The sequence below is a fragment of the Polaribacter sp. Hel1_33_78 genome, from assembly GCF_900106075.1.
Classification (GTDB): Bacteria; Bacteroidota; Bacteroidia; order Flavobacteriales; family Flavobacteriaceae; genus Polaribacter.
Genome location: NZ_LT629794.1, coordinates 2,639,675 through 2,653,192, shown reverse-complemented (window position 1 = coordinate 2,653,192; position 13,518 = coordinate 2,639,675). Strand labels below are relative to the sequence as shown.

The window sequence follows — 13,518 nt, the reverse complement described above, 5'->3', positions numbered from 1 at the left end:
ATGGCAAGATCATTAAAAAAAGGACCTTACGTTCACTATAAGTTAGAGAAAAAAGTGTTAGCCAATGTAGACGCTGGTAGCAAAACTGTAATTAAGACTTGGTCTAGGGCAAGTATGATTACTCCAGATTTTGTAGGACAGACAATTGCAGTTCATAATGGACGTCAGTTTGTACCAGTTTATGTAACGGAAAACATGGTAGGGCATAAATTAGGCGAATTTTCACCAACACGTTCTTTTAGAGGACACGCTGGTGCAAAAAATAAAGGTAAAAAATAGTAGGCAATGGGAGTTCGTAAAAAAAATATGGCAGATCAGTTAAAAGCAGACAGAAAGCAACGTGCTTTCGCTAAGCTTACTAACTGTCCTACGTCACCGAGAAAAATGCGTTTAGTAGCAGATCAAATAAGAGGAGTAGAAGTTGAAAAAGCTTTACAAATCTTAAAGTTCAGTCCAAAAGAAGCATCTATAAATTTAGAAAAATTGTTACTGTCTGCGATTGCAAACTGGCAAGCTAAAAATGAAGGTGCAGTAATTGAGGATGCGGGGTTGTTTGTAAAAACAATCTGTGTAGACAGCGCAGGAATGTTAAAAAGATTAAGACCAGCTCCACAGGGGCGTGCTCATAGAATTCGTAAGCGTTCTAATCACGTAACTTTAGAGTTAGGAAGTAAAAATTTAAGTAATTAATCTAAGTAGAAATGGGACAAAAAACAAATCCAATAGGAAATCGTTTAGGAATCATCAGAGGTTGGGAATCTAATTGGTATGGTGGTAATGACTACGGAGATAAAATTGCTGAAGATTATAAGATAAGAGAGTATATTCATGCTAGATTATCGAAAGCAAGTGTATCTCGTGTAATTATTGAACGTACTTTAAAGCTTGTAACCGTTACTATCACTACAGCTAGACCAGGTATTATTATCGGGAAAGGGGGACAAGAGGTAGACAAGTTAAAAGAAGAGCTAAAAAAAATTACAGGTAAAGAAGTTCAAATCAATATTTTTGAAATCAAACGTCCAGAATTGGATTCAAGATTAGTAGCAACTAGTGTTGCTCGTCAAATTGAAAATAGAATTTCTTATAAGAGAGCTATTAAAATGGCTATTCAAGCTACAATGAGAATGAATGCTGAAGGAATTAAAATCCAAATTTCAGGTCGTTTAAATGGAGCTGAGATGGCACGTTCAGAGCACTTTAAGGAAGGTAGAATACCGCTTTCTACATTTAGAGCAGATATTGATTATTCACTTGTTGAAGCTCATACAACTTATGGAAGATTAGGTATTAAGGTATGGATAATGAAAGGTGAGGTATATGGTAAAAGAGAGTTGTCGCCGTTAGTTGGTTTGTCTAAGAAGCAATCTGGTGGTAATAAAGGTGGTGGAGATAGAGGAAAAAGACCGCAACCTCGTAGAAGAAAATAATTTTTAAAATTAGAAATTAAAAATGTTACAGCCAAAAAGAGTAAAATACCGTAAGGTACAGAAGGCGAAAGGAAATATGACCGGTATTTCGGGTAGAGGGAATCAGCTTTCTAACGGAATGTTCGGGATCAAATCTATGGACCAAAACTTGTTAACTTCACGTCAAATTGAAGCAGCTCGTATCGCGGCAACGCGTCACATGAAAAGAGAAGGTCAGTTATGGATTAAAATATTTCCAGACAAGCCTATTACAAAGAAACCTTTAGAGGTTCGTATGGGTAAGGGTAAAGGAGCACCAGATCATTTTGTTGCAGTTATTAAGCCAGGTAGAATATTGTTTGAAGTTGGTGGTGTACCAATGGAGGTGGCAAAGGAAGCCTTACGTTTAGCAGCTCAAAAACTTCCAGTAAGAACGAAGTTTGTAGTAGCAAGAGATTTTGATATTAACGCATAATTCTAAACAAAAATGAAACAAATAGAGATAAAAGAATTATCCATAGTAGATCTTACTGAGAAACTTGGAGCGTTGCAAAAGAATTATACTGATCTTAAAATGGCTCACGCAATAACTCCTTTGGAAAATCCATTGCAGTTGAGAGGTTTAAGAAGAACTGTAGCAAGAATTGCAACAGAATTAACAAAAAGAGAATTACAATAATTCTATAGTCAGTTTTAAAGATGGAAAAAAGAAATCTTAGAAAAGAGAGAATTGGTGTTGTGTCTAGTAACAAAATGGAAAAGTCTATTGTTGTTGCAGAAACTAAAAGAGTAAAACACCCAATGTACGGAAAGTTCGTATTAAAGACGAAAAAGTACGTTGCACACGACGAAAAGAATGATTGTAACGAAGGAGACACTGTTAGAATCATGGAAACAAGACCTATGAGTAAATCTAAGCGTTGGAGATTAGTAGAAATCCTAGAAAGAGCTAAATAATATGTTACAGACAGAATCAAGATTAAAAGTAGCAGATAATACTGGAGCTAAAGAAGTTTTAGTAATTAGAGTTTTAGGAGGTACAAGAAAACGTTACGCAAGTATTGGAGACAAAATTGTTGTATCGGTTAAATCTGCAACTCCTAACGGAACTGTAAAAAAAGGTCAAGTATCTAGAGCAGTTGTTGTGAGAACGAAAAAAGAAGTAAGACGTAAGGATGGATCATATATTAGATTTGATGACAATGCTTGTGTTCTTTTAAATCCTACAGAGGAAATGAGAGGAACACGTGTATTTGGTCCTGTAGCGCGTGAGCTTCGTGAGAAACAATTCATGAAAATAGTATCATTAGCACCTGAAGTGCTTTAAATCATTCATAAAATGAAGAAGTTCAAAATTAAATCAGGAGATACTGTAAAAGTAATTGCAGGAGATCATAAAGGATCTGAAGGTAAGGTGATACAAATCATCAAAGACAAGGATAGAGTTTTAGTTGAAGGCGTAAATTTAGTATCTAAACATACTAAGCCAAGTGCTCAAAGCCCTCAAGGTGGTATCGTAAAAAAAGAAGCTTCACTTCATATATCTAACTTAATGTTAGTTGAAGACGGTGTTGCGGTAAGAGTAGGTTATCAGGTTGATGGAGATACTAAGACTAGAGTCTCTAAAAAAACTAAAAAATAAGAATAATCATGAGTTACGTACCAAGATTAAAATCAGAATACAAGGAAAGAGTTATTAATGCTCTAACTGAAGAATTCAGTTATAAGAATGTAATGCAGGTGCCTAAATTAGAAAAAATTGTTATTTCTAAAGGTGTTGGAGCTGCGATTGCAGATAAGAAATTAATAGATTACGCTTTAGAAGAAGTAACGAAAATTACTGGTCAAAAAGCAATTTCTACGATGTCTAAAAAAGATGTTGCAGCATTTAAATTGCGTAAAGGTATGCCAATTGGGGTAAAAGTTACTTTACGTGGAGATAAAATGTATGAGTTTCTAGATAGATTAGTTACGGCTTCTCTGCCACGTGTAAGAGACTTTAACGGTATAAAGGCGAACGGTTTTGATGGTAGAGGTAATTACAATCTAGGAATTACTGAACAAATCATTTACCCAGAAATTAATATTGACCAAGTTAAGAAGATTAACGGTATGGATATTACATTTGTAACATCGGCGGATACTGATAAGGAGGCAAAGTCATTATTAGGAGAATTAGGTTTACCATTCAAAAAAAATTAAGAAATGGCTAAAGAATCAATGAAAGCTCGCGAACGTAAGAGAGCGAAAACAGTTGCAAAGTATGCAGAAAAGAGAAAAGCGTTAAAAGAAGCTGGAGACTATGAAGCATTGCAAAAATTACCAAAGAACGCTTCACCAGTTAGAATGCACAATAGATGTAAATTAACTGGACGCCCAAAAGGTTACATGAGACAATTTGGTTTATCTCGTGTTACGTTTCGGGAAATGGCAAATCAAGGATTAATACCAGGTGTTAAAAAAGCAAGTTGGTAGAAATTAGAAATAAAGCTTATTAATAAAAATAGAATGTGTATGTTTGCACGCTCTATTTTTTTTGAGTAAAAGAATGTTAACTGATTAAAGGTTCAATTATCACAGAGAAATCTGTAGCATAAATAGAGATATTTTGAAAACCGTAATCGCAATTTAAATAAATATGTATACAGATCCAATCGCGGATTTTCTTACTAGAGTAAGAAATGCTATCGCAGCAGGACACAGAGTAGTAGAAATTCCAGCTTCAAACTTGAAGAAGGAAATGACTAAAATTTTGTTTGATCAAGGTTATATTTTAAGTTATCAGTTCAATGACGATAAGGTTCAGGGAGCAATTAAGATAGCTTTGAAATATGATAGAGAAACAAAAGAGTCAGTAATTAGAAAAATTCAACGAATTAGTACACCAGGTTTACGTAAATATGTTGGCTCTACAGAGATGCCAAGAGTATTAAATGGTCTTGGAATTGCTATTGTTTCTACATCGAAAGGTGTAATGACAAATAAAAAAGCACGTCTAGAGAATGTTGGAGGAGAAGTTTTATGTTATGTTTATTAATCTATAAGAAATGAGTAGAATAGGAAAAAATCCCGTTAGCATTTCACAAGGTGTAGATGTAAACATAAAAGACAATGTAATAACTGTAAAAGGGAAGTTAGGTGAATTGACCCAAACTATTTCTAAAGGTATTACAGTAACAATTGAAGATGGAATTATCACTTTAGATAGAGCATCGGAAAGTAAAGACCATAAAGCACAGCATGGTTTAATGAGAGCTTTAATCAATAATATGATTGAAGGCGTAAGTAAAGGTTGGACTAAAGATTTGGAATTGGTAGGTGTAGGTTATAGAGCATCGAACCAAGGACAGAAATTGGATTTAGCTTTAGGTTTCTCTCATAATATTGTTTTGGAAATAGCTCCAGAAGTTAAGGTTGAAACAATATCAGAGAAAGGGAAAAACCCAATCATTAAATTATCTTCTTTTGACAAACAGTTAGTTGGTCAAATTGCTGCTAAGATTCGTTCTTTCAGAGCACCAGAGCCATATAAAGGAAAAGGTGTTAAGTTTGTTGGTGAAATATTAAGAAGAAAAGCAGGTAAATCTGCATAATATATAGCATTATGGCATTATCAAAGCTACAAAGAAGAACTAGAATTAAGCGTAGAATCAGAAAAATTATATCTGGTACTGCTACTAAACCAAGGTTATCGGTTTATAGAAGTAACAAAGAGATTTACGCTCAATTAGTGGACGATGTAAACGGAGTAACATTAGCTTCTGTTTCATCTAGAGATAAAGAAATAAAAGCAACTACGAAGGTAGAAGCAGCAACTGCAGTTGGGAAATCAATCGCGGAAAAAGCTTCTAAAGCTGGAATAGAAACTATTGCTTTCGATAGAAATGGTTATTTATATCACGGTAGAGTTAAGTTATTAGCTGAAGCTGCAAGAGAATCTGGTTTAAAATTTTAAGAAATTATGCAAGGTTATAAAAACGTAGAAAGAGTAAAACCAAGTGGATTAGAACTTGTAGATAGATTAGTAGGTGTACAACGTGTTACGAAAGTAACTAAAGGTGGTAGAGCATTTGGATTTTCAGCAATTGTTGTTGTTGGAGATGGTAATGGTGTTGTTGGTCATGGACTAGGTAAATCTAAGGATGTTGCATCTGCAATTGCAAAGGCAATTGAAGATGCAAAAAAGAATTTAGTAAGAATTCCTATTTTAGGAGCAACTTTACCTCATGAACAAAAAGGTAAATTTGGAGGTGCAAAGGTGTTTTTAAAGCCTGCATCTCACGGTACAGGGGTTATCGCTGGGGGTGCTGTAAGACACGTATTAGAATCAGTAGGTATTCATGATGTGTTATCAAAATCTCAAGGATCTTCAAATCCTCATAACGTAGTGAAAGCAACTTTTAATGCTTTATTACAGTTACGCAGTGCAGCGTCTATTGCTGAACAAAGAGGAATTTCTTTAGAGAAAGTATTTAACGGTTAAATCTAGGAACGATGGCAAGAATTAAAGTTACACAAGTAAAAAGTCAAATCGGGCGTCTTCAGAGTCAAAAAAGAACTTTAGAAGCATTAGGTTTACGTAAAATGAATCAAACTGTAGAGCATGAGGCAACTCCTTCTATAGTTGGTATGGTAAATACAGTTAAACACTTAGTTTCTTTCGAAGAAATTAAATAAGATATTTATAAAAAATGAGTTTACATAATTTAACACCAGCAGAGGGTTCCATTAAAAAAGGAAAAAGAATTGCAAGAGGTGAAGGATCTGGAAAAGGTGGTACCGCTACAAAAGGTCACAATGGTCAAAAATCTCGTTCAGGTTATTCTAGAAAAATCGGTTTTGAAGGAGGTCAAATGCCACTGCAAAGACGTGTGCCAAAATTTGGTTTCACAAATATAAACCGTATTGAGCATCAAGGTATCAATTTAGATAAATTACAAGCTTTAGTTGATAGTGGAAAAATAACAGATACAGTTAATTTAGATATTTTAATTGCTAATAGATTGGCAGGTAAAAACGACTTAGTAAAAATATTAGGTGGTGGAGAATTAAAAGCTAAATTGAATATAACTGTACATAAATTTACAGCAACAGCAAAAGCGGCTATTGAAGCTGCTGGAGGTGAAGCTGTTACTTTATAACAACCCGTAAATGATGAATTTTATTAATAGATTAAAAGACATTTTTAGCATTGAAGAGTTGAAAAACAAGATTCTTCTTACGATCGGTTTAATTGCTGTGTATCGTTTTATGGCTGCTGTTCCTTTACCGGGAATAGATCCATTACAATTAACGGCATTGAAAGAAAGTACTTCTGGGGGTCTTTTAGGTTTATTGAATGCATTTACAGGTGGAGCATTTGCTAGGGCGTCAGTAATGGCACTCGGTATAATGCCATATATTTCTGCTTCTATTGTAGTTCAGTTAATGGGAATTGCGGTTCCGTATTTACAGAAACTACAGAAAGATGGAGAAAGTGGACGTAAAAAAATTACACAAATTACGAGATGGTTAACCATAGGTATTACGTTAGTGCAAGCGCCTACGTATATTACTGCTATTAAAACTCAGTTTGGCTTAGGTCCTGAAGCTTTTTTAGTGAGTGGTCCAACTTTTTGGATTTCATCGATCATAATTCTTACGGCAGGAACAATATTTGCAATGTGGTTAGGAGAGCGTATTACAGACAAAGGTGTTGGTAATGGTATTTCATTATTAATTACTGTTGGTATTATAGCTAACTTTCCAGCAGCATTTCTGCAAGAATTTGTTGCAAAAACAACAAATGCAGGAGCGGGAGGTATTATGATGGTTTTAATTGAAATTATTGTTTGGTTTGTAGTAATTTTATTAACTGTGCTATTAGTAACTGCCGTAAGAAAAATCGCAGTACAATATGCCAGAAGAACTGTTGCAGGAAACATACAAAATGTTGCAGGGTCTAGAGATTATATACCATTAAAATTGAATGCAGCTGGTGTAATGCCAATTATTTTTGCACAAGCGATTATGTTTGCACCTGTTGCTTTAGCTCAAAAATTTCCGTTTATGGCAAGTTTGCAGGATATTAATGGTTTTGGATATAATGCTATATTTGCATTTTTAATTATTATTTTTAGTTATTTCTACACAGCCATTACTATTCCTACGAATAAAATGGCAGAAGATTTAAAAAGGAGTGGTGGTTTTATTCCAGGAATTAGACCAGGAAAAGATACAGCAGATAGATTAGATTCTGTTTTGTCTAGAATTACCTTTCCAGGTTCATTATTTCTAGCAGCATTATCTATTCTACCAGCAATTGTAGTTCAGTTTGGAGTTCAACAAAGTTGGGCTATGTTTTATGGAGGAACATCATTAATTATTATGGTGGGTGTTGCCATAGATACAATGCAACAGATTAATTCGTATTTGTTAAATCGTCATTATGACGGATTAATGAAGGCGGGAAACAGCAACAGAAAATCGAATAAATAATATGGCTAAACAATCAGCAATTCAACAAGATGGAACAATTACAGAAGCATTATCAAATGCCATGTTTCGTGTAGAATTAGAAAATGGACATATTGTTACGGCTCACATTTCTGGTAAAATGCGTATGCATTATATCAAATTATTGCCTGGAGATAAGGTGAAATTAGAAATGAGTCCATACGATTTATCAAAAGCAAGAATTACTTACAGATACTAAAAACAAAACAAAACAGATGAAAGTTAGAGCATCAGTTAAAAAGAGAAGTGCCGACTGCAAAATAGTGCGCAGAAAAGGTAGATTATACGTAATTAATAAACAAAATCCTAGATTTAAACAAAGACAAGGGTAATGGCAAGAATAGCAGGTATTGATATTCCAAAGAATAAAAGAGGAGTTATCGCTTTAACTTACATCTTTGGTATAGGAAGCAGCAGAGCTGAACAAGTTTTAGCAGAAGCAAAAGTAGATGAGAGCGTTAAGGTTCAAGATTGGACTGATGATCAAATCGCAGCAATTAGAGAACAAGTAGGATCTTTCACAATAGAGGGAGAATTACGTTCTGAGGTACAGTTAAACATCAAGCGATTGATGGATATCGGTTGTCAAAGAGGAATTCGTCACAGACTTGGTCTTCCATTAAGAGGACAAAGAACTAAGAATAACTCTCGTACAAGAAAAGGTAAGAGAAAAACTGTAGCTAACAAGAAAAAATAAGTTAGATAAAGTAATCAAGATCTAATTATGGCTTTGAGCTATACAATGGAAAACTAAATTACTAAAACTGAAAAATTATGGCAAAAGCAAGTTCAAAAAAACGTAAAGTAATTATTGATGCTATTGGAGAGGCACATGTAACGGCATCTTTTAATAATATCATTATTTCTTTAACAAATAAAAAAGGCGATGTGATCTCTTGGTCATCTGCAGGGAAAATGGGTTTTAGAGGTTCTAAAAAGAATACTCCATATGCGGCTCAGTTGGCAGCAGAAGATTGTGCAAACGTTGCGAAAGAAGCAGGTTTACGTAAGGTAAAAGTTTACGTAAAAGGACCGGGTAATGGTAGAGAATCTGCAATTAGGTCTATCCACAATACAGGTATTGAAGTAACAGAAATTATTGATGTTACACCAATGCCTCACAATGGATGTCGTCCACCGAAAAGAAGAAGAGTATAATTAAATATTTTAACTTGATAGGAATTAGATTATCGAAGGATTAGCCTTAATTCATAATCCCTATCTATAACAAAAAAGAAATGGCAAGATATACAGGACCAAAAACTAAAATTGCTCGTAAATTTGGCGAGGCAATCTTTGGAGAAGACAAAAACTTCGAGAAAAGGAATTTCCCTCCAGGACAGCATGGTAATGCTAGAAGAAGAGGAAAAAAATCTGAATATGCTACTCAATTAATGGAGAAGCAAAAAGCAAAGTATACCTATGGTATATTAGAGCGTCAATTCAGTAACTTGTTTAAAAAAGCACAATCTGCTTCAGGTATTACAGGTGAAATCTTATTGCAATTATGTGAATCTCGTTTAGATAACGTTGTTTACAGAATGGGTGTTTCTAACTCAAGAAGTGGAGCACGCCAATTAGTATCTCATAGACACATTACTGTGAATGGTGAAATTGTTAATATTCCATCATATAGTTTAAATGAAGGTGATGTTGTTGCTGTGAGAGAAAAATCTAAATCTTTAGTAGCTATCGAGAATGCATTAGCGTCTAACAGCAATGTATTTGAATGGTTAACTTGGAATACAGATACTAAAACTGGGACTTTTGTAAAAGTGCCAGAAAGATTACAGATTCCAGAAAATATCAAAGAGCAATTAATCGTTGAATTATATTCTAAGTAATAAAATAATAATATTGCAATTTAGCCAAAGGGTATGTTTGTATTTCTTCAGACTTATATGCCGCGCAACTAATTAGCAATTAAAAAGAAGAAACATATGGCAATTTTAAATTTTCAAAAGCCCGATAAAGTAATAATGATTGAATCTACTGATTTTACTGGTAGATTTGAATTCAGACCCTTAGAACCAGGATTTGGTTTAACTGTAGGAAATGCATTAAGAAGAGTACTTTTATCTTCTTTAGAAGGATTTGCAATTACATCATTAAGATTAGATGGTGTAGAACACGAGTTTTCTACGGTTCCTGGAATTGTAGAAGATGTTACTGAAATTATATTAAACTTGAAGCAAGTTCGTTTTAAGAAACAAATAGATGAAACTGATAGAGAAACTGTTTCAATTTCAGTTTCTGGACAAGAGCAATTTACTGCTGGAGATTTGCAGAAATTTATCTCTGGCTTCCAAGTATTGAATCCAGATTTGGTTATCTGTAATATGGATAAATCTGTAAAATTAAATGCAGAGATTACTATAGAAAAAGGTAGAGGATTTGTGCCTGCAGAGGAAAATAAAAAAGCTTCTGCGCCAATAGGGACAATCTTTACTGATTCTATTTACACGCCAATTAAGAATGTGAAATATTCCATTGAAAATTTTCGTGTAGAGCAGAAAACGGATTATGAGAAGTTAATTTTCGATATAGATACTGATGGGTCAATCAATCCAAAAGATGCTTTAACGGAAGCTGCAAAAATATTAATTCACCACTTTATGTTATTCTCTGATGAGCGTATCACTTTAGAGGCAGATGAAATTGCACAAACCGAAACGTATGATGAGGAATCATTGCATATGCGTCAATTGTTAAAAACTAGATTAATCGATATGGATCTTTCTGTTAGGGCTTTAAATTGTTTAAAAGCAGCAGAAGTAGATACTTTAGGAGACTTAGTTTCTTTTAATAAGAGTGATTTAATGAAGTTTCGTAATTTTGGTAAAAAGTCATTAACAGAGCTAGAAGAATTGGTTATTGTTAAAGGATTAAACTTCGGAATGGATTTAACAAAATACAAATTAGATAGAGATTAACCTTTCATATTTTGCTCCTCATAATGAGTAGATGCAAGATGAAAGCATAAAACAAACGTCATGAGACACGGAAAAAAATTCAATCATTTAGGTAGAAAAACAGCGCACAGGAAAGCGATGTTAGCAAATATGACTTGTTCCTTAATAGAGCACAAGCGTATTAACACTACTGTAGCAAAAGCGAAAGCTTTAAGAGTATTTGTTGAGCCATTAATTACAAAATCTAAGGTAGATACAACGCACAATAGACGAGTTGTATTCTCTTATCTACGTGATAAGTTTGCTGTAACGGAATTGTTTAAAGAAATTTCTGTTAAAGTTGCAGACAGACCAGGAGGTTATATTCGAATCATCAAGTTAGGAAATCGTCAAGGAGATAATGCTCCAATGGCAATGGTAGAATTAGTTGATTACAACGAAATTTATAATCCTAAAGGTACAAAAGCTAAAAAATCTACACGTAGAGGAAGAAGCAAAAAAGCTGATGTTGCTCAAGTAGAAGAAACGGTAACAGAAACAAAATCTGAAGAATAATTCAAATTTTGTATCATTAAATATAAGGTTGAAGAAATTAAATTTTCTTCAACCTTTTTTTTTAGGCCTAAATACGATCATCTTTGTGATTATGCATACTTAAGTTGTGACCAATTATTCTTTAAGTATTTCAAATTTTTGGTGTAACCCATGAACCTTTTGAATCAATGTAGATGCTATATCTTATTTTAAGATTTATTATTTAAGCAAGTTAATTATCCAATTAAAAATTTGCTGATTCCTTTTATCAAATTGGTGATAATAGAATTTGTAACTTCATTTATTGTTACGTCTTTTTGTATTACTAAAAAATAATATTTTCTTCTTTGTGTTTTTTTAGGTATTCTGAATAACCTTTTTGTTTCTTATCTGCAATAATTTAGAGACTCAATTTCCTGCTTAAATCAGCTTATTTTTTTTTATTATATTTTTTAATAACTATTAAATTTTTGGAAATCACTTATTTTTTTTTGTTCTTATAATTTAAAGCTACTTTTTTTTAATAAACGGACCTATTCTAATTGGCATTATTTTTGATAGGTATTAGGTTAATTATAATATATTAGCTTATGAAAATTTTTATTCTAATTACTCTATTTTTTTGTGTTTTTCAATTAAATGCTCAAGATAATCAGGGGGTTATTAATAATACGGGTTCTTCCGTGTTAAGAGCAGGCAGTGCAGTACAAAGTTCATATGGTTCCATGGCTTATTTTTACAATCCGAAAGTAAAAGTAGAGGGTTCAGTATATCTTTTTAATAATTGGGAAAATAATGCAAGGATTTATACAAAAGACAATTACACATATTTATTAAGAAACATAAATTTAAACCTAGAGATGAATTCATTTGTTTCTAAAGTAGCTGTAGATTCTATTTATACTTTTAATATACAGAATGTTGATAAGATTATTATTGAGAATAAAATTTTTAGGCAGTACATATTAAATGAAAAAAAACGCATATTTCAAGTGGTTTATGAATCGAGTAAATTTGCATTATTAAAAAGTGTTCATGTTCAATATGTTAAAGCTTCTGCCAATCCTATGATTAATAGGCCAAATGATAAAGTAATAAAAAGATATTCTTATTTTATATATAAAGACAAAGAGTTTACAAAAATTAAGCTCACTAAAAAAAATGTATTAAATCTTTTTCATTCATCTAAATTAGAGAATCTAAAAAAATACGTGAGAAGAAATAGATTATCTTATTTTATTGAAGAAGATGTCAAAAGAATATTAACACATGCGGGTAGCATATAAGAATATTTAAATAATTAACCATAATATTAAAACTATGAAAACTATGAAAACTATGAAAACTATGAAAACTATGAAAACTATGAAAACTATGAAAACTATTAAAATTAAAAAACTATTACTTCCTTTAGTTTTTCTTTTGTCATTAAGTTCCTTTTCACAAACCTTTGTAGAAGCTCTTGAAATGTCTGGAGGAATGCCTCCTGCGGAAAATTTGAATGGCACTAATAGTTATGCAGACGGATTGGGTAATTCCGGAGAATGGTCTAAAATGTTGGGTATGTTGGCTCAATTTGATGATATAGACTTTGAAAAAAGAAACATTAAAGGTTCTATTTATTTATTTGATACATGGGACAATAATGGTGAAGTTATACTCGGTAAAAAGAAATATTTATTCAATAACATTAATTATCATATCGAAAAAGATGCATTTATGACTAAAATAGATAAGGACTCTACCTTTATATTAAATAAAAATTCATTTACTAAGGTATTGATTAATGGTAGGTCTTTTAAATATTTTGAAGAACCAAATAATTATTCAACGAAGTTGCATGAGATTGTCTACGACGGTAAAAATATATCACTATTAAAAGCATATTCTATTTCTTTTATTGAAAGATCTAAAAATCCTATGGTAAACAGACCAGACAGTGAAATTAAACAAAAAAGTAATTATTACTTATTAAAGAAAAATAAACTAATACCATTTAAACTTAAAAAATCTAATATTAAGTACCTTGTAGAGAAAAACAAAATTGCAGATTTAAAATTATATATAAAAAATTATAGGTTGTCATTTAAGAGTATTGAAGATCTTAAAGTTATTTTAAAATATTGTGATAATTTATAATTTTATTTAATATATTTTTTATTAATTTG

At 32.4% G+C, this 13,518-nt stretch carries 26 protein-coding genes; all 26 read left to right on the top strand.

The annotated features are described in order from the left end of the window. A complete protein-coding gene (rpsS, locus tag BLT88_RS11515; protein WP_036783597.1) occupies positions 1-279 on the top strand; it encodes a 30S ribosomal protein S19 in 279 nt (92 codons plus the stop codon). Between the two features lie 6 nt (positions 280-285). Then, positions 286-690, top strand: a complete 405-nt coding sequence (gene rplV, locus BLT88_RS11510) for a 50S ribosomal protein L22 (RefSeq protein ID WP_036783603.1) — start codon at positions 286-288, stop codon at positions 688-690. A gap of 11 nt (positions 691-701) precedes the next feature. Beyond that, positions 702-1,430: a 30S ribosomal protein S3 gene (gene rpsC / locus BLT88_RS11505; protein WP_036783605.1), complete on the top strand. Its 729-nt coding sequence runs from the start codon at positions 702-704 to the stop codon at positions 1,428-1,430. A gap of 22 nt (positions 1,431-1,452) precedes the next feature. After that, on the top strand, positions 1,453-1,884 hold the full coding sequence (gene rplP, locus BLT88_RS11500; RefSeq protein ID WP_036783609.1) for a 50S ribosomal protein L16: 432 nt from the start codon (positions 1,453-1,455) through the stop codon (positions 1,882-1,884). Positions 1,885-1,896: 12 nt separating this feature from the next. Beyond that, the gene (rpmC, locus tag BLT88_RS11495; protein ID WP_091954875.1) at positions 1,897-2,088 is read left to right on the top strand and encodes a 50S ribosomal protein L29; all 192 of its coding nucleotides are present in this window, start codon (positions 1,897-1,899) and stop codon (positions 2,086-2,088) included. Positions 2,089-2,108: 20 nt separating this feature from the next. Then, a complete protein-coding gene (rpsQ, locus tag BLT88_RS11490) occupies positions 2,109-2,366 on the top strand; it encodes a 30S ribosomal protein S17 (RefSeq protein WP_018943599.1) in 258 nt (85 codons plus the stop codon). A 1-nt stretch (position 2,367) separates the two neighbouring features. After that, on the top strand, positions 2,368-2,736 hold the full coding sequence (rplN, locus tag BLT88_RS11485) for a 50S ribosomal protein L14 (RefSeq protein WP_004568733.1): 369 nt from the start codon (positions 2,368-2,370) through the stop codon (positions 2,734-2,736). A gap of 12 nt (positions 2,737-2,748) precedes the next feature. Beyond that, positions 2,749-3,051, top strand: coding sequence for a 50S ribosomal protein L24 (rplX, locus tag BLT88_RS11480; protein WP_036783615.1), 303 nt, complete (start codon positions 2,749-2,751; stop codon positions 3,049-3,051). 8 nt (positions 3,052-3,059) lie between these two features. After that, positions 3,060-3,611 carry a 50S ribosomal protein L5 gene (rplE, locus tag BLT88_RS11475; protein WP_036783617.1) on the top strand — a complete coding sequence of 184 codons (552 nt, stop codon included), beginning with the start codon at positions 3,060-3,062 and terminating at the stop codon, positions 3,609-3,611. A gap of 3 nt (positions 3,612-3,614) precedes the next feature. Next, on the top strand, positions 3,615-3,884 hold the full coding sequence (rpsN, locus tag BLT88_RS11470; RefSeq protein ID WP_087522448.1) for a 30S ribosomal protein S14: 270 nt from the start codon (positions 3,615-3,617) through the stop codon (positions 3,882-3,884). Between the two features lie 163 nt (positions 3,885-4,047). Next, positions 4,048-4,446, top strand: a complete 399-nt coding sequence (gene rpsH, locus BLT88_RS11465; RefSeq protein ID WP_091954874.1) for a 30S ribosomal protein S8 — start codon at positions 4,048-4,050, stop codon at positions 4,444-4,446. A 10-nt stretch (positions 4,447-4,456) separates the two neighbouring features. Continuing rightward, entirely contained in the window at positions 4,457-5,002 is a 546-nt protein-coding gene (rplF, locus tag BLT88_RS11460) for a 50S ribosomal protein L6 (protein WP_036783623.1), read from the top strand. An 11-nt stretch (positions 5,003-5,013) separates the two neighbouring features. Next, on the top strand, positions 5,014-5,364 hold the full coding sequence (rplR, locus tag BLT88_RS11455) for a 50S ribosomal protein L18 (RefSeq protein ID WP_036783625.1): 351 nt from the start codon (positions 5,014-5,016) through the stop codon (positions 5,362-5,364). Positions 5,365-5,367: 3 nt separating this feature from the next. Beyond that, complete coding sequence (gene rpsE, locus BLT88_RS11450; protein WP_052107482.1) at positions 5,368-5,892, top strand: 30S ribosomal protein S5; 525 nt, start codon at positions 5,368-5,370, stop codon at positions 5,890-5,892. An 11-nt stretch (positions 5,893-5,903) separates the two neighbouring features. After that, positions 5,904-6,086 (top strand): 50S ribosomal protein L30, encoded by a 183-nt coding sequence (gene rpmD, locus BLT88_RS11445; protein ID WP_036783629.1) that lies wholly within the window; start codon positions 5,904-5,906, stop codon positions 6,084-6,086. 14 nt (positions 6,087-6,100) lie between these two features. Then, positions 6,101-6,550, top strand: coding sequence for a 50S ribosomal protein L15 (gene rplO, locus BLT88_RS11440; RefSeq protein WP_036783631.1), 450 nt, complete (start codon positions 6,101-6,103; stop codon positions 6,548-6,550). Positions 6,551-6,563: 13 nt separating this feature from the next. Next, positions 6,564-7,886 carry a preprotein translocase subunit SecY gene (gene secY, locus BLT88_RS11435; protein WP_036783633.1) on the top strand — a complete coding sequence of 441 codons (1,323 nt, stop codon included), beginning with the start codon at positions 6,564-6,566 and terminating at the stop codon, positions 7,884-7,886. A 1-nt stretch (position 7,887) separates the two neighbouring features. After that, positions 7,888-8,103, top strand: coding sequence for a translation initiation factor IF-1 (gene infA / locus BLT88_RS11430; protein WP_004568721.1), 216 nt, complete (start codon positions 7,888-7,890; stop codon positions 8,101-8,103). Positions 8,104-8,119: 16 nt separating this feature from the next. Continuing rightward, positions 8,120-8,236 (top strand): type B 50S ribosomal protein L36, encoded by a 117-nt coding sequence (gene ykgO, locus BLT88_RS11425; protein ID WP_004568720.1) that lies wholly within the window; start codon positions 8,120-8,122, stop codon positions 8,234-8,236. Beyond that, entirely contained in the window at positions 8,236-8,601 is a 366-nt protein-coding gene (gene rpsM, locus BLT88_RS11420; RefSeq protein ID WP_036783636.1) for a 30S ribosomal protein S13, read from the top strand. The genes ykgO and rpsM overlap by 1 nt, the downstream gene beginning before the upstream one ends. Before the next feature lie 77 nt (positions 8,602-8,678). Next, positions 8,679-9,062: a 30S ribosomal protein S11 gene (gene rpsK / locus BLT88_RS11415; protein ID WP_036783638.1), complete on the top strand. Its 384-nt coding sequence runs from the start codon at positions 8,679-8,681 to the stop codon at positions 9,060-9,062. Between the two features lie 80 nt (positions 9,063-9,142). Next, the gene (gene rpsD / locus BLT88_RS11410) at positions 9,143-9,748 is read left to right on the top strand and encodes a 30S ribosomal protein S4 (protein WP_036783640.1); all 606 of its coding nucleotides are present in this window, start codon (positions 9,143-9,145) and stop codon (positions 9,746-9,748) included. Between the two features lie 96 nt (positions 9,749-9,844). Then, a complete protein-coding gene (locus BLT88_RS11405; RefSeq protein ID WP_036783642.1) occupies positions 9,845-10,837 on the top strand; it encodes a DNA-directed RNA polymerase subunit alpha in 993 nt (330 codons plus the stop codon). Positions 10,838-10,897: 60 nt separating this feature from the next. Then, positions 10,898-11,371 carry a 50S ribosomal protein L17 gene (rplQ, locus tag BLT88_RS11400; protein WP_036783644.1) on the top strand — a complete coding sequence of 158 codons (474 nt, stop codon included), beginning with the start codon at positions 10,898-10,900 and terminating at the stop codon, positions 11,369-11,371. A 569-nt stretch (positions 11,372-11,940) separates the two neighbouring features. Next, positions 11,941-12,636: a hypothetical protein gene (locus BLT88_RS11395; protein ID WP_091954872.1), complete on the top strand. Its 696-nt coding sequence runs from the start codon at positions 11,941-11,943 to the stop codon at positions 12,634-12,636. Between the two features lie 88 nt (positions 12,637-12,724). Next, complete coding sequence (locus BLT88_RS11390) at positions 12,725-13,489, top strand: hypothetical protein (protein ID WP_157691217.1); 765 nt, start codon at positions 12,725-12,727, stop codon at positions 13,487-13,489. The last annotated feature ends 29 nt before the right edge of the window (positions 13,490-13,518 follow it).

Bases quoted from the DNA above. Each gene is read 5' to 3' on its own strand.
- rpsS (WP_036783597.1), top strand. From the start codon at position 1: ATGGCAAGATCATTAAAAAAAGGACCTTACGTTCACTATAAGTTAGAG.
- rplV (WP_036783603.1), top strand. From the start codon at position 286: ATGGGAGTTCGTAAAAAAAATATGGCAGATCAGTTAAAAGCAGACAGA.
- rpsC (WP_036783605.1), top strand. From the start codon at position 702: ATGGGACAAAAAACAAATCCAATAGGAAATCGTTTAGGAATCATCAGA.
- rplP (WP_036783609.1), top strand. From the start codon at position 1,453: ATGTTACAGCCAAAAAGAGTAAAATACCGTAAGGTACAGAAGGCGAAA.
- rpmC (WP_091954875.1), top strand. From the start codon at position 1,897: ATGAAACAAATAGAGATAAAAGAATTATCCATAGTAGATCTTACTGAG.
- rpsQ (WP_018943599.1), top strand. From the start codon at position 2,109: ATGGAAAAAAGAAATCTTAGAAAAGAGAGAATTGGTGTTGTGTCTAGT.
- rplN (WP_004568733.1), top strand. From the start codon at position 2,368: ATGTTACAGACAGAATCAAGATTAAAAGTAGCAGATAATACTGGAGCT.
- rplX (WP_036783615.1), top strand. From the start codon at position 2,749: ATGAAGAAGTTCAAAATTAAATCAGGAGATACTGTAAAAGTAATTGCA.
- rplE (WP_036783617.1), top strand. From the start codon at position 3,060: ATGAGTTACGTACCAAGATTAAAATCAGAATACAAGGAAAGAGTTATT.
- rpsN (WP_087522448.1), top strand. From the start codon at position 3,615: ATGGCTAAAGAATCAATGAAAGCTCGCGAACGTAAGAGAGCGAAAACA.
- rpsH (WP_091954874.1), top strand. From the start codon at position 4,048: ATGTATACAGATCCAATCGCGGATTTTCTTACTAGAGTAAGAAATGCT.
- rplF (WP_036783623.1), top strand. From the start codon at position 4,457: ATGAGTAGAATAGGAAAAAATCCCGTTAGCATTTCACAAGGTGTAGAT.
- rplR (WP_036783625.1), top strand. From the start codon at position 5,014: ATGGCATTATCAAAGCTACAAAGAAGAACTAGAATTAAGCGTAGAATC.
- rpmD (WP_036783629.1), top strand. From the start codon at position 5,904: ATGGCAAGAATTAAAGTTACACAAGTAAAAAGTCAAATCGGGCGTCTT.
- rplO (WP_036783631.1), top strand. From the start codon at position 6,101: ATGAGTTTACATAATTTAACACCAGCAGAGGGTTCCATTAAAAAAGGA.
- secY (WP_036783633.1), top strand. From the start codon at position 6,564: ATGAATTTTATTAATAGATTAAAAGACATTTTTAGCATTGAAGAGTTG.
- infA (WP_004568721.1), top strand. From the start codon at position 7,888: ATGGCTAAACAATCAGCAATTCAACAAGATGGAACAATTACAGAAGCA.
- ykgO (WP_004568720.1), top strand. From the start codon at position 8,120: ATGAAAGTTAGAGCATCAGTTAAAAAGAGAAGTGCCGACTGCAAAATA.
- rpsM (WP_036783636.1), top strand. From the start codon at position 8,236: ATGGCAAGAATAGCAGGTATTGATATTCCAAAGAATAAAAGAGGAGTT.
- rpsK (WP_036783638.1), top strand. From the start codon at position 8,679: ATGGCAAAAGCAAGTTCAAAAAAACGTAAAGTAATTATTGATGCTATT.
- rpsD (WP_036783640.1), top strand. From the start codon at position 9,143: ATGGCAAGATATACAGGACCAAAAACTAAAATTGCTCGTAAATTTGGC.
- BLT88_RS11405 (WP_036783642.1), top strand. From the start codon at position 9,845: ATGGCAATTTTAAATTTTCAAAAGCCCGATAAAGTAATAATGATTGAA.
- rplQ (WP_036783644.1), top strand. From the start codon at position 10,898: ATGAGACACGGAAAAAAATTCAATCATTTAGGTAGAAAAACAGCGCAC.
- BLT88_RS11395 (WP_091954872.1), top strand. From the start codon at position 11,941: ATGAAAATTTTTATTCTAATTACTCTATTTTTTTGTGTTTTTCAATTA.
- BLT88_RS11390 (WP_157691217.1), top strand. From the start codon at position 12,725: ATGAAAACTATTAAAATTAAAAAACTATTACTTCCTTTAGTTTTTCTT.